The 14,695-nt window shown below is 43.7% G+C and carries 9 protein-coding genes and 3 tRNA genes; 7 read left to right on the forward strand and 5 right to left on the reverse strand.

Annotation, left to right across the window (positions count from 1 at the left end; all coding sequences use genetic code 11):
- The first annotated feature begins 45 nt into the window (after positions 1 to 45).
- Positions 46 to 732, forward strand: a complete 687-nt coding sequence (locus FTV14_RS03370) for a hypothetical protein (protein WP_180053049.1) — start codon at positions 46 to 48, stop codon at positions 730 to 732.
- A 156-nt stretch (positions 733 to 888) separates the two neighbouring features.
- Here the strand turns inward: FTV14_RS03370 and FTV14_RS03375 are convergent.
- From FTV14_RS03375 to FTV14_RS03395, 5 genes are all read right to left on the reverse strand, one after another.
- Positions 889 to 964 (reverse strand) — tRNA-Lys (locus tag FTV14_RS03375).
- A gap of 57 nt (positions 965 to 1,021) precedes the next feature.
- Positions 1,022 to 1,097 (reverse strand) — tRNA-Lys (locus FTV14_RS03380).
- 21 nt (positions 1,098 to 1,118) lie between these two features.
- Positions 1,119 to 1,194, reverse strand: a tRNA-Lys gene (locus FTV14_RS03385).
- Between the two features lie 197 nt (positions 1,195 to 1,391).
- Positions 1,392 to 3,233 (reverse strand): long-chain-acyl-CoA synthetase, encoded by a 1,842-nt coding sequence (locus FTV14_RS03390; protein ID WP_180053335.1) that lies wholly within the window; start codon positions 3,231 to 3,233, stop codon positions 1,392 to 1,394.
- A gap of 174 nt (positions 3,234 to 3,407) precedes the next feature.
- A complete protein-coding gene (locus FTV14_RS03395) occupies positions 3,408 to 6,842 on the reverse strand; it encodes an Rne/Rng family ribonuclease (protein ID WP_180053336.1) in 3,435 nt (1,144 codons plus the stop codon).
- Positions 6,843 to 7,611: 769 nt separating this feature from the next.
- Here FTV14_RS03395 and FTV14_RS03400 point away from each other — a divergent pair.
- The 6 genes from FTV14_RS03400 to FTV14_RS03425 all read left to right on the forward strand — a co-directional run bounded on the left by FTV14_RS03400 (position 7,612) and on the right by FTV14_RS03425 (position 14,430).
- Positions 7,612 to 8,580, forward strand: coding sequence for an RluA family pseudouridine synthase (locus FTV14_RS03400; protein ID WP_004781807.1), 969 nt, complete (start codon positions 7,612 to 7,614; stop codon positions 8,578 to 8,580).
- 320 nt (positions 8,581 to 8,900) lie between these two features.
- Complete coding sequence (locus FTV14_RS03405) at positions 8,901 to 9,569, forward strand: HAD-IA family hydrolase (protein WP_180053337.1); 669 nt, start codon at positions 8,901 to 8,903, stop codon at positions 9,567 to 9,569.
- A 408-nt stretch (positions 9,570 to 9,977) separates the two neighbouring features.
- On the forward strand, positions 9,978 to 10,775 hold the full coding sequence (locus tag FTV14_RS03410) for a 2-keto-4-pentenoate hydratase (RefSeq protein WP_004781809.1): 798 nt from the start codon (positions 9,978 to 9,980) through the stop codon (positions 10,773 to 10,775).
- A 22-nt stretch (positions 10,776 to 10,797) separates the two neighbouring features.
- Positions 10,798 to 11,694 (forward strand): acetaldehyde dehydrogenase (acetylating), encoded by an 897-nt coding sequence (locus FTV14_RS03415; protein WP_180053338.1) that lies wholly within the window; start codon positions 10,798 to 10,800, stop codon positions 11,692 to 11,694.
- Between the two features lie 11 nt (positions 11,695 to 11,705).
- Positions 11,706 to 12,725 (forward strand): 4-hydroxy-2-oxovalerate aldolase, encoded by a 1,020-nt coding sequence (gene dmpG / locus FTV14_RS03420; protein ID WP_180053339.1) that lies wholly within the window; start codon positions 11,706 to 11,708, stop codon positions 12,723 to 12,725.
- Positions 12,726 to 13,140: 415 nt separating this feature from the next.
- The gene (locus FTV14_RS03425) at positions 13,141 to 14,430 is read left to right on the forward strand and encodes an OprD family outer membrane porin (RefSeq protein ID WP_180053340.1); all 1,290 of its coding nucleotides are present in this window, start codon (positions 13,141 to 13,143) and stop codon (positions 14,428 to 14,430) included.
- Positions 14,431 to 14,695 lie beyond the last annotated feature (265 nt).

Below are 14,695 nucleotides of genomic sequence, written 5' to 3' on the forward strand. Positions count from 1 at the left end.
TCGTCTGCCTATATCGATGTGCACCCCTTCAGGTATATTTTTAAAATGAAATCGAATGTATCGCATCATTTAAGTGGTTTATGCCGGCTTGGATTTGTGCTGGGAAGTGTTGCAGGACTGATTGCCTGTGATGACCATCAAAGCAAACCCTTACCTGATACTACGAAAACTTTGGCACAAGATGGCGTAGTCATCTCCGCCGCCAATGAAAGTTATGACACCCGTAATGCTAAATCGCTCACCCAGACTGCAACCTATAATGCATTGCCTGTAGAACCAAATGTCGATCCTAAACCTGTACCGGATTATGCCAAAAGCTATGTCGGGCGTTATCTTACCCAGATTGATTGTGACGGACGGTTTGCACCTTGTACGGAAGGGAAGTCGGTGTTTATTTTGACTTTATTGCCAGATGGTACAGTGCATCGCAGTATCGTGCATTATGGCAAAGTCTTTGTGAATAATTCCAGACGAGTTCAGACCGAAAGCAATGTGACCTATCGTAAGGACCGCTGGACGATTAATCCGGAACAAACTGAACTGATCGTGGACCGTAAAGAGGGGGCAAAATTCTATTATACAATTAAAAGCCCAACCCATCTGGTCATGAATCTGGAAAAAATTTATGACGAAAAAGAACGGGCAAACCAGCAGTTATTTGATCAGGGTTATCCTGCACCTTCTAAAGCGTATGAGCTGGTCAAAGATTCTGAATTTAAGATCACTGAATAAAAGCAATAGAGTTTCTAAAGAATTTAAAACAGAGTAAATGGAAATGGCGATTCTAAAATTGTCAGGATGAATTGCGCTTAAATAAAAAGAATGAACTGAATAATATAGGAAATATTATAAGAATATTGAAAGAAGAAATAAATATAGAGGGGAGAATGGTGGGCCGTCCGCGACTCGAACGCGGGACCAATGGATTAAAAGTCCACTGCTCTACCAACTGAGCTAACGGCCCATTCGGGTAATCAAAGTAGCTTTGATTGAAGTTTCTAAAAAGAGATTTTAGAAATGATGGTGGGCCGTCCGCGACTCGAACGCGGGACCAATGGATTAAAAGTCCACTGCTCTACCAACTGAGCTAACGGCCCATCAGGGGATATCAAATTTAATGGTGGGCCGTCCGCGACTCGAACGCGGGACCAATGGATTAAAAGTCCACTGCTCTACCAACTGAGCTAACGGCCCTGAACCAACAATCAAGCAAGGCTTAATTGTGCAGTGCAAAAGAAACTAAAGAGTTCTGAAAGCACCACTTTGTTTGATGGAGCGTATTGTAGCAAGATCTCATTGCAGCGCAAGTAAAAAATAACAAAGTTGCCTATGTTTGATTATAAATACAACAATTCTGCTTTATCTAAACAAAAAATAGGCAACTTCAGCACTTAGAAACGATATTGATAGGCTTGAATGTTCTCAAAAATTTCTTGAGTCAGCTCACAATACGCATCGCTCCCTGGCAATAAAACCAGCAAGCGTTCATCGGTTTTGTTTGGGTCAAAAGCCTGTTCTTTCAGTTTGTTTTTCTGATACTTGAAGGTACCGGTCGTTTCTACCTGTTCTTGAATGCGCAGAAAAACTGGAACTGCATATGCAGGCAGACAGCGTTTAAAGGTGCTGACCATATTTTTCAGGTCTTGCTCATCCAGGGTGCTTCCCGGTTGCAGGGTAATTGCAGCCATACCGGCACGGCCATTGGTATTTGGAATTTCTACACCATAAACTACAGCTTCGATAATTTTGTCATACTCGGTCAGCATGTTTTCGACTTCAGTCGTTGAAACATTTTCACCTTTCCAGCGGAAGGTGTCACCGAGACGGTCGACAAACTGGGCATGACGGAAACCGATATTACGCACCAGATCGCCGGTATTGAAGTAGGAATCACCTTTACTGAACACGTCATGCATGATGACTGTCTTGTTCTTTTCCGGATCGGTATAGCCATCGAAAGGGGAGCGGCGGGTAATTTTACCGATCAATAAACCGGTTTCACCTTTTTTTACCCGTTTGCAGCGACCTTTGGCATCACGCACAGGCTCATTTTTATCTTTATCAAATTCGATAATGGCATAAGGTGTTGGTGAGAAACCGACAGTATTGTCAAAGTTAAAGACATTGCTGAAACCGACATTACCTTCACTTGAGGCATACAGTTCCAGTACTTCCTTGATGCCAAAACGGGATTTGAATTTATCCCAGATATTCGGGCGCATGCCATTACCAATCATCTTGGTAACGCGATGGCCTTTTTCCAGTTCAGACGGTGGGGCATCCATCAGGTAGCGGCAAAGTTCACCGACATAACCAATCGCAGAAGCATCAAACTTTTTGACATCTTTCCAGAAGGAAGAGGTGGAGAATTTACGGCGGATGGCAAAAGTACTGCTTCCGGCAATCACCCCACACCAGCACACCACAATACCTGTCGCATGATAAAGCGGCAGGGTGCAGTACATCACATCATCTTTATTCAGGTTCAGGACATGGCCATAGGTGCCATAGGCGAGTGTCCAGCGGCTATTGGTAAAGACCACCGCTTTAGGTAAGCCAGTGGTGCCTGAAGTATAGATATAGAACAGGCCGTCTTTACCCTGTACCGAATGCGTAGTCGGTGTATTGAATTTCGGGAACTGGTCAATCTGCTCTGCCAGGTTGATAAAACCTTCAGGTGCCTGTCCGGGATTTTCTTGCGTATTCTGATCGGCAAACCAGTGAAAACGGTCAGCGGCAATATTGAGATTATTGCGGATTTCATCAACGGCAGCACGGCACTCTTCACCGACAATGACTGCAATCGGTTTCACCAGGTTAATACTATGTGTCAGGACTTTGCCGACCTGAGAAGTATTCACCAGCGCAATTGTGATGCCCAGCTTGGCTAGACCAATCACACTGGCAATAAACTCCGGACGGTTCTCGACCATCACGGCCACCACATCACCTTTCTGTGCACCGAGAGAGAGGTAGAAATGTGCGATCTGGTTCGCCCAGCCATTTAGGTGGGCATAGGTATAGGACTGATCCTCAAAACGTAATGCAATACCTTCAGGATTACGCTGCGTTGCTTTTTCAAAAGCCAAACCCAGGCCTGCGGGCGTATTGGGAGTACGTAAATAAGCCTGTCGCAGTCCGTTCAGCAGATTAGGGACCTTACTGATGAAGGCAGGGATTTTGGCTGCGACATCTGCAATGCCAATAAGATCGGGTTGGTTCGTCTGGGTCATGGGCGTCCTATTATTTTTCGTATCCAATGCGTTTAATTTATATGCAATAAACGGATGATAGCCATCTTTTAGCGTGTTGAAACTAGAGTAATCAACCTATTCTGACAAAATCTAGCAAAAAAAACCTAGCCACCGAAATGACTAGGTTTTTTTAGTTAACTGCAATTGGGCGAATTATGACTCAGTTGCAGTATTGGTTTTTTTCGGTGGACGGCCACGTGGGCGACGTGGGCGGGTAGCCGGTTTTTCAGCTTTTGCTACAGTTTCTTCAGCTTTATCGGCTTCCGGAGTTTCGGTAGGCGTAGCTTCGTTTTCTGCTGGAGTTACTTCAACTGTAGTTGTTTCAGTGACTTCTTCAGCGGGAGCCTGTTCAGCTTTCGCAGTTTCTACAGATGCTTCCGCAGCTGGCTCAGGAGTTTGAGTCGCTTCAGTTGTATCAGCACTTTCTACTGCAGCTACCGGAGCTTCAGCAGGTGCAGCTTCAGCACTTTCAGCTTTCGCTTCTTCCGCTGGAGCCGTTGCTTCTGCAGCAGGTTCAGCCGCAGTAGATTCTGCTTCAGCTTGTGCTTGCTGTTTAGCCTGCTGTAATGCTTGCTCGGCAGCCAGTTTAGCAAGACGGCGACGCTCACGTGGATCATTCGCCACACGTTTCTCTGAAACCGGTGCAGGCGGAGTTAAATCCAGCACAGGTGCAGGTTCTGCTTCAGGTTGCGCTTTGCTGACTTCTACATCACGAGTTACAGGTTTTTTCTCTGTGGCCGCGGTCGAAACCGTTGCTAAAGTCGCATTATATTCCTGCGTGAACTTTTGCAATGCGCGGTTAAATGTTGGTAACAGACCGAACTGTTCAATCAGGACTGAACAGTCTTCACCATAAACATGGCGAATCAGGCTACCAATAGTGTATTGGCCAAGTGTTGGCACCTGTGATGGTGTCAATTGCTGAGTTTTCGCCTGTTGGCCTTGTGCAGCACGACGGTCGCGACGACGTTGACGTGGGTCATTGCTGGCACGCTGTTTTGATGATGACTGAGCTTCAGGCGTTTTCTCTGCAGGAGCAGATGCAGTCACTTCAGCCAGGAACTCTTCCGCAGCTGGTGCTTCTACAGGAGCATCGGCAGGGGCAGTCACTTCAACAGCAGGTTTTGCGACTGGAGCAGTGTCATTCAATGCCACAATTTCGCTTTTCGCCTCGTCAATATTTACCACCATTGCTGTTGGCATCACCTCTTTACGAGGAGCATCGACCAGTTCCACACGAACTTGCTTTTCATTGACTGCTGGCGCTTCAACGGCAGCAGGTGCTTGAGGTGCAGCTTGTTCATTCAGAACACTTGGATCGCGGTGGCGATTTGGACGTTCTGGACGTTGCTGGTTGCGACGGTCACGACGTGGCACGTTTTGCTGTTGCTCATTGCCGTGAGTATCGCTTTGCTGTGCAGACTCATTGTGGTGCTGACGGCGAGAGTTGCGTTTGTTTTCACGCGCTTCCTGACGTTGTTCCTGACGAGAAACCTGAACCACTTCTTCATGCACCTGATGTTGTGATGCATTATCAGACTGCGCCTGTTCACGTGGCTCTTTGTGCTTGTTGCTACGTGCTTTTTTGTTATGACGCTGTGATTTCTCTTCACGTTCAGCTTTTTCAGACTGATCACGCTCTGGTTTATGGACTACAGTCGATGGCGCCAGATAGGCATTGCCGGTAGTTGCTGGTGCTGCAACAGCTGTTGGCTGTGCGGATACTGCTGGTGTTACAGGAGCAACCTGGCCGAACTGGCCACGGCTCACTGCACCGCCATTCACCATCTGTTCAATAGCAGCAGCAGCATTGTTCGCTGTGCGAGATTGATCAACAGTAGTTGCCTGTTTTTGTACAAACAGGTTTTCTAACCATGCACATGGGCTGGCAGCAGGTGCGGCAACTTGAGCAGGTGCCTGTTGTGCAGCAGGTGCTTGCTGTACGTTTTGCTGATTCTGGTTATTGCGGCGTTTATTGTTTTTGCCGTTGTTTTGCTGCTGAGCAGGTGCTGGTGCAGCGGTATGCGTATGTTCTTCTTCTAAATGCCACTCAGAAGACTCATAGCCCAGTTCTTTTTCGCTTGAACGGGTTGCTTCAGTACGCTCGTAACTTGTCGGTGCGAAACCTTCAGGATTATACGAAATTTCGTAGTGAGGTGTTTCCAAGTGTGGATGTGGAAGTACAGTCACACGTGTATTTGAAGTTTGTTCCAGATATACCAGGCTGTGACGTTTTTCATTGAGCATGAACGCCGCAATTTCTACTGGTACTTCAACCTGAACTTCACCATGACGTTCACGTAGTGCGATTTCTTCCACTTTACGCATAATTGAAAGTGATAGAGAACGCAGGTCACGTACCATACCGGTACCATGACAGCGTGGGCAGACATAACCAGTTGCTTCTTCAAGCGATGGACGCAGACGTTGACGGCTCATTTCCATCAGGCCGAAACGAGACAGTTGGCCGAACTGGATACGTGCGCGGTCGCTTTGAGTTGCTTCACGCAGTTTCGCTTCTACCATACGCTGGTTGCGGTCTTTGGTCATGTCGATGAAGTCGATGACAACTAAGCCACCGATATCACGTAAACGTAATTGGCGAGCAATTTCTTCAGCGGCTTCAAGGTTGGTATTTAACGCTGTATCTTCAACGTCCTGACCGCGAGTTGATTTTGCCGAGTTAATGTCGATTGAAACTAAAGCTTCAGTTTGATCGATCACGATCGAACCGCCTGAAGGCAGTTTTACTTCACGTTCATAAGCAGTTTGAATTTGGCTTTCGATACCGAAATGCGCAAACAAAGGCTCATTCAATGTATAAGTTTTCAGTTTGTCTAACTGAAGCGGCATTACTGCTTTAACGAAGTTATAAGCTTCGTTATAGGCTTGCTCAGAGTCAATCAGGATTTCTGCTACATCATCACGCAGGTAATCACGGATGGCACGAGTTACCACACCTGCTTCCTGATGGACCAGCATAGGTGATGGACCTGAATTTGCAGTGCTTTGAATTTGTGCCCAAAGGTCTAGCAAATGTTGCAGATCAAGCTGTAATTCTTCTTGAGAACGGCCAATGCCTGCTGTACGAACAATGACGCTCATACCACGTGGCACATTTAAAGAGGCCAGCATTTCTTTCAGTTCTTCACGTACTGAACCAGAAATCTGACGGCTGATACCGCCACCTTTCGGGTTGTTTGGCATCAGAACCAGATAACGACCAGCTAAAGAGATGAAAGTTGAGAGAGCAGCGCCTTTATTGCCGCGCTCTTCTTTTTCCACCTGAACCAGAAGTTCAGTACCTTCAGTAATCAGTTCACGGATATTTGAAGTTTGGCGAGGATCGGCTTTGTAATAAGAGTTTGCGATTTCACGCATAGACAGGAAGCCTTGGCGACCTGCGCCGTATTCAACGAATACAGCTTCTAAAGAAGGTTCAACGCGAGTCACGTGACCTTTATAGATATTAGATTTTTTTTGTTCACGGGTACGATTCTCTAAATCGAAATCGTAAAGACGCTGACCAGTGACAAGTGCAACGCGAATTTCTTCGGCATGTGTTGCATTAATCAACATACGTTTCATGGGTGTAACACCTTATAGTGATACACAGCAAAAAATCGCTATTCACGTAGCGAACATCACACATCACGGATCAATGGCCCAGATCTCCAATGCTTGGCATTGTGGTCTGAGTCTTTTATTCCCGGCGTCTACTTGAATATAGATCAGCTTCGGTATTTTGATTCACGTATTGATGATGGCAATACGGCTTCAATCTTTAAACGATTAAAGTCACCTGAACGTTTCACTGGCGGACAAGCGGTGCATTAGATGTGAGTAACTTTCACTGTCACATTGCTCGAAGATCATCCCTTCTTTATAGAAAGTGTCTTGATACGGAATTGTCGTCGTATCTTTACAAACTGTGCAGATCCAATGCATCAAACGCTGTAGCCTGAAGTCGTCTTCAGGGTGCGACTAATCTGATGTGTATCAGTTTACGTTTAAAAACCAACTAGGTTGGCGACATATTTTTTCAGACAAACTGATTTATGTACCTGAGGTACAATTAAACGCAACAGTTTGCTTTGTTTGCCGATATAATAAGCCTTCGGCGTCGGCATAATTCTTTTGGGACCTTCCCGTATCATGTGAGTCTTTAATTGAATAATCAAGTTCAGAGAAATCTGAAATGCTTCAACTTTTACTCACAAACGATGGTTTCCGTGCGCTGACTATATCAAACCTTGCATCATCTGCCTATGGGCTAAGCTTATGTTTCTTGTGTAAAGCATAACCTAAGTGATCAGTTTTTAATCAATTTTAGTAATTTTTGGGTCATAGTAACTGTATGAATTCTACACAACAATGGCAAAGCGTCACTTGGTTTGAAGTGGATGAACATCAAGATGGACAGCGAATCGATAATTTCTTGTTCAGTCGTCTGAAAGGGGTGCCTAAAAGTCGGATTTATCGTCTGATTCGTGAAGGACAGGTTCGCGTCAATAAAAAACGCATTAAGGCCGAAACCAAACTGGCGATTGGCGACCAGATTCGTGTGGCACCTATTCGTTATGAACAAAAAGATGAATCAGAAGCGCCGATTTCGGACAAGGTGGCTCAAGGTCTTCTGTCACGTGTGGTATATGAAGATGAAGGCTTGATGGTTGTCAATAAACCATCGGGTATTGCTGTGCATGGCGGTAGCGGTGTGGCGTATGGCCTGATTGAAGGCCTACGTGCTGCAACAGGTAAAAAATACCTGGAATTGATTCACCGTATTGACCGTGACACATCGGGTCTGGTGATGATCTCGAAAAAGCGCAGTACCTTAAAAACGCTACAAGATTTATTACGTGAACATAAGATTAAAAAAACTTATGCCGCTGTCGTGAAAGGGCAGGTAACGCTAGATAAGCAACTCATTGATGCACCTTTGCATCGTTATGAACTTTCTAATGGTGAGCGCCGTGTCCGTGTCTCTAAAGAAGGCAAAGAGTCTAAAACCCAATGGAATGTGGCAGAGCGTTTTATGCATGCGACACTGGTGTATGCTTCTCCATTGTCTGGTCGTACCCATCAGATTCGTGTACATGGTCTCAGCATTGGTCATCCGTTAGTGGGTGATGAGAAATATGGTCACGAGACTGAATATCGTGGACCAAAACCACGTCGTTTATGTCTGCATGCGATGCGTCTGGAAATTCCAGGCTATCCGACGATTGAAGCGCCTTTGCCTGAAGATATGCAGAGTCTTGTAGCTCAGCTTCGTGCACAAAAGGCGGATAAGGTGGTAATACCTACGGAAGATGACGAGTAATTTTTAGCTTTTTAATGAGTCTTATCTTGCTTTACTTGAGTGGGAGAAATTTCCCTCTTTATTAGAGATGATTCAAGACAATTTCTAAATCAATGAAGGGCGACATGGATGTCGCTGTTACTCTGTGGTACAGGGACGTGCCATCAGAGTAACAAAGGATTTTTGCTACTTTTCATCCTTGAAAAGTAGATAATACCTATACGAAAACAGCTGCTCACTGATGTTAATTGTGGTGGGGAATTAATTTAACTCACCTCTCCCAAACCCTCTCCTAGAAGGAGAGGGCTTAAAGACACTGAATCAAATACTAGGAACCTTATATGAATTCACCTGTAAAACTGGTCATTTTTGATTGGGATGGCACTTTATTTGATTCAGTGGGTCAGATCGTGTCGAGCCTGCAGTTTGCCGCGCAGCAATTTCAGCAACCGTTAACTGATGCAGATGCGAAGGGCATTATCGGGCTGGGTTTGCCAGAAGTCGCACAGCGACTATTCCCAACTGTACCAGAATTACATGCGGATATTTTGCAAGCCTATTCAGAACACTATGTGGCGAATTCTGTTGAAGATGCCTGGTTTGAGGGCGTAGCTGAGATGCTGTATAGCTTAAAAGATGAAGGGATTAAGCTAGCGGTGGCAACAGGTAAAAGCCGTAAAGGTTTAGACCGGGTACTAAAACAAACGAATAGTCTGGAACTATTCCATGCCACTCGTGCTGCCAGTGAAACCCGCTCGAAGCCGGATCCTTTAATGCTGGCTGAAATTCTGGCTGAAACTGGTGTCAATGCGCATGAAGCGATTATGGTCGGTGACACTTCTTATGATCTGGAAATGGCGATGAACATTGCCATGCCAAGTGTAGGTGTGACTTATGGCGTACATACACCGGAAACTTTGGCACAGTTTAATCCACTGTCGATTGTAAAGGATGTCAGCAGTTTGCATGACTTTTTATTGGCTAAAGTCCAATGGAAGGAAGCGATTTAATTCAGTATCTTAGTCATTCTTCAAGATCCGGCATTTTCTGAAATAGAAGATGCGGATCAATGCGGTAGATTTGAACAACTGATCTTATCTTTTAGTCTAAAGTTGTGATTACAGTGGTTTTGTTCTGTCATGATTGTTGAGTTATTTAGTTGGATATAACTTAATTCATAATTATAAGATTATGTTTTTAATTGATTTTTATAAATTTAATTTATAGATAATAGCTATTGCAAAAAATAAAATAACTATTGGCATTCACGTCGTATTTTTCCCATCCTAAAACTGTTTATTCATATGCCCGTACTAGGCGCAATTGTTTATTGGAATGATCGAAATGATCAGGTCAGAACATTTTGCTTGTCTTAGTTCTCGGCATAAGCCTCATTTTTGCAGTTTAAGGAAACATTGATGTCGAATTCTGCTGTTGTTGAATCAGTTGCACAAGCATTACGTACTGCTGAACTCTCAAAAACTGCGATCGCACCGATTCGCCCGGAACTTGGTGGTGAAAGTGCTGACGTAGATATTGCCTATGCCGTTCAGGAAGTAAATACCGAGCGTGCTCTGGCGGAAGGTCGCCGTCTGGTAGGTCGTAAAATTGGTTTGACATCGAAAGTGGTTCAAGCACAGCTTGGCGTAGATCAGCCTGACTTCGGTATGTTGTTTGCCGACATGGCCTATGGCGATGGTGAAGCAATCCCTGCAGGTTTGCTGATTCAACCGAAAGTTGAAGCTGAAATCGCATTGGTCATCAAAGAAGATCTGACTAAAGCAAAACACACTTATGCAGACATCATTAGTGCAACTGACTATGCACTTCCTGCTGTAGAAGTGGTCGATAGCCGCATCGAAAACTGGAAAATCAGCCTGATTGATACCGTAGCTGATAACGCATCTTCTGCTGCATTCGTTCTGGGCTCTAAGCCGGTCAAACTGGAAAACCTTGATCTTGTGAACTGCAAGATGGTCATGACACGTGGCGACGAAGTGGTTTCTCAAGGCGTGGGTAAAGCATGTCTGGCAAACCCGTTAAATGCTGCTGTGTGGCTGGCTGATGAAATGGTACGCCGTGGCCGTCCATTATTAAAAGGCGACATTATTTTGACTGGTGCTTTAGGTCCAATGGTCGTGGCTCAGCCTGGCGACGAATTCAAAGTTGAAATTGAAGGCTTTGGTTCAGTAACAGCTGCTTTTGCTGCTGAATAAGGGAATACAAGAGAGTACATTCATGAAAAAGATTAAATGTGCATTGATCGGTCCAGGTAATATTGGTACTGATTTGCTTTATAAACTGCAACGCAGCGAATGGTTAGAACCAGTATGGATGGTGGGGATTGACCCAACTTCTGAAGGTCTAGCACGTGCAGCAAAAATGGGTTTAAAAACCACTGCTGAAGGCGTAGACGGTTTGCTGCCTCATGTCGTTGAAGATGACATCAAAATCGCCTTCGATGCAACTTCTGCTTATGTACATGCTGAAAACAGCCGTAAGCTGAACGAGCTTGGCGTGTTAATGATTGACTTAACACCAGCTGCAATTGGTCCTTACTGCGTACCACCTGTCAACCTTGAAGCATTGCTTGAACAAGGTGAAGTGCCAAACGTCAATATGGTAACTTGTGGCGGTCAGGCAACGATTCCTATGGTTGCAGCGATTTCTCGCATTCAGCCTGTGAACTATGGCGAAATCATTGCGACTGTATCTACTAAATCAGTTGGTCCTGGTACCCGTAAAAACATCGACGAATTCACGCGTACGACTGCGGGTGCGATTGAGAAAGTGGGTGGTGCGAAACAAGGTAAAGCGATCATCATCATTAACCCTGCTGAGCCACCACTGATGATGCGCGACACTGTTCACTGCCTCGTTGAAGGTGAGCCAGATCAGGCAGCGATCACTGAATCTGTACATGCGATGATCCTCGAGGTTCAAAAATACGTACCAGGTTACAAACTGGTCAATGGTCCAGTATTTGATGGCAACCGCGTATCGATCTTCCTTGAAGTTGAAGGTCTGGGTGACTTCCTGCCGAAATATGCAGGTAACCTCGACATTATGACTGCAGCAGCTGCACGTACCGCAGAGATGTTTGCAGAACGTGTTTTAAATGCAGTTGAAGCTTAAGGAGCACCTTCATGTCTAAGATTATTATTAATGATATGACTTTACGTGATGGTATGCATCCCATGCGCCATCAAACTACACCTGAGCAAATGGTTGCGATTGCAACTGCGCTGGATGATGCAGGTGTACCGCTGATTGAAGTAACACACGGTGACGGCCTTGGCGGTAACTCTGTGAACTACGGTTTCGCAGCTGCAACTGATGAAGAATACCTGAAAGCGGTGATTCCAAACCTGAAACAAGCGAAAGTATCTGCACTTTTACTTCCTGGTATCGGTACGGTTGATCACCTGAAAATGGCACATGATGTAGGTGTAGCAACTATTCGTGTAGCGACTCACTCTACTGAAGCAGACGTTTCTGAACAGCACATTACTGCTGCTCGTAAACTGGGTATGGACACTGTGGGCTTCCTGATGATGGCTCACATGGCAACACCTGAAAAATTACTTGAAGAAGCACAAAAAATGGTGTCATACGGTGCTAACTGTATCTATGTTACTGACTCTGCTGGTTATATGCTTCCGCAAGACGTGACTGACCGTGTAGGTATCTTACGTGCTAACTTGGGTTCAGATATCGAAATCGGTTTCCATGGTCACCACAACTTAGGTATGGGCGTAGCTAACTCTGTTTCTGCTGTACAAGCGGGTGCAACACGTGTTGACTTGGCATCTGCCGGTCTGGGTGCTGGTGCAGGTAATACGCCACTTGAACTGTTTGTTGCGGTTGCCAATCGTATGCAAATGGAAACTGGTGTTGACCTGTTTAAAGTACAAGACGTTGCAGAAGATCTGATCATTCCAATGATGACTCATCAGATCCGTGCGGACCGTGATGCTGCAACTTTAGGTTATGCGGGTGTTTACTCTTCATTCCTGCTGTTCGCTAAACGTGCTGAAACAAAATATGGCGTATCTGCTCGTGAAATTCTGCTTGAGCTTGGTCGTCGTGGCACCGTTGGTGGTCAGGAAGATATGATTGAAGATTTGGCATTGACTATGTCTAAAGCGAAAGAGCTTCAAGCTTAATAGTTAAAAGCTAAATTTTAAAAAAAGCGTCCGAAAGGGCGCTTTTTTATTTATTTGAATAAAATGAATAAGATATTAAAACGATAGAATAAGATATTTTAATTATTACTATTTATTTTAAGAAAATAATCACGCACATTTCCTTAAACATAAAAACGATAAATAAAAAGTTATTTTTAAATAATAAAAAAATAATAGCTGTTTATATAATAGAAAACATGGATTTATATTGATTATCTGGTTAATTTTTTATTTTAGTTAATTGTTTATAAATATAAGTCTTTTTCAAATTTCAGCATACTTATTCTATCTATAGAGATTAATAGAAAAATTTTAATACTGTAGTCGGATTTTTAAAAAAACTAGAGTTGAGCATGATAGCGGCATAGCTTAATTTGATTACTAGGAATAAGCCATGCGTCGTCATAATTTATGGATAGCAATCATTGCTGCAACAGCGACTTTAGGAACAACAGCTGCTCAAGCTGATTTTATTGACGACAGTAACGTTCAATTAAAATTTAAGAATTTTTATTTAGAACGTAATTATGATAATGAATCTCAAAAAAACTATGGTAACTGGACGCAAGCGGTAACACTAGATGCTAAGTCTGGTTATCACGATATCGGTGGTGGGGTTCAGGTAGGTGCCGATGTATTAGCACAATATGCCGTAGGTTTGAAATCTCCTGATAATGTGAATGATATTCACATGCCATATAGCAACAAAGATCAGAAGACTGAACGTGATAATGCCAAGTTGGGCGTAACCTTAAAAGCAAAAGTTGGTCAAACTGAATTGAAAGTAGGTGACTTACAACCCATGTCACCAGTGGTGTTCTTTGATCCATCTCGTCAATTGCTAACGACCTATAGTGGCGCATGGTTAGAATCTAAAGATATCAAAGACACTAAACTGACCTTGGCTTATATTGATGGTATTAATGCGCGTTATGATAATCAATATCAAAATTTAACGCTGTTCCCGCAAAATGATTTTGCTAAAGCTGAAGCTGTAGGTCTATCCACTGATGACGGTATGTATATCGTAGGAATCGACCATCAATTCACACCTAAATTTACTGGTAGCTATTGGTATGCCGATGTGACCAATATCTATAAACAGCATTATGTAGCTACAGATTATAAAACAACTGTCGGTGAAAAGACTAAGCTCGATGGACACGTTCGTTACTTTGATAACAGTGAATCTGGTGACAAACTTTATGGCAATATCGATAGCCAGGCGGTTTCTGCAGGCCTAAAAGTAAATCAGGGTGCTCATACAGTTCAGTTGGGCTATCAGCAAATGTTTGGTGATCATGGTACGAGAGCCACTATGTTCCCGACTCTGGGCGGATGGGTTCCACAACCATATTTAGACAACTGGTCTGTAGCAAGTTTTATTCGTAAAGATGAAAAATCATGGAGTCTCGGTTATACCTATGACTTCTCAGAGCTGGGTGCAAAAGGTTTAACTGCAACTTTACGTCATTTTGAAGGATGGAACGTAGATAATGGTGCTGGCAATAAGCGTGGTAAGGAAGATGAAAACAATGTAATTGTTAATTATGTTGTTCCTGAAGGTAAATTAAAAGGCTTAGGTCTCCAATACATGTTCATCGATACCAACTATGACAATATTGCAGGTGGCTTTGATTTGCAGGAACATCGTATTGCAACAACTTATACCTATAAATTCTAAAATTGAGAATTTAAAAGAGCGGTATACTAATACCGCTCTTTTTTATATCATTTGAAATTTAAAGCCTGAGTATTCATAAGGAATTATTTTTAAAATAATTATATAAAACAATATCTTAAATTATATATTTTTTATAGTATGCAATCGTAATTTTGTATCAGTTGAGCTGTGCTAAGCGGTTAATATAAAGCTGTAAAAATTCATTTTTTAAAGAGTCAACTTGCCGTCGACCTCTGAATAGATGGACACGCAAGCTAAAGACTGT

The sequence above is a fragment of the Acinetobacter sp. YH12236 genome, assembly GCF_013417645.1.
Taxonomy (GTDB): domain Bacteria; phylum Pseudomonadota; class Gammaproteobacteria; order Pseudomonadales; family Moraxellaceae; genus Acinetobacter.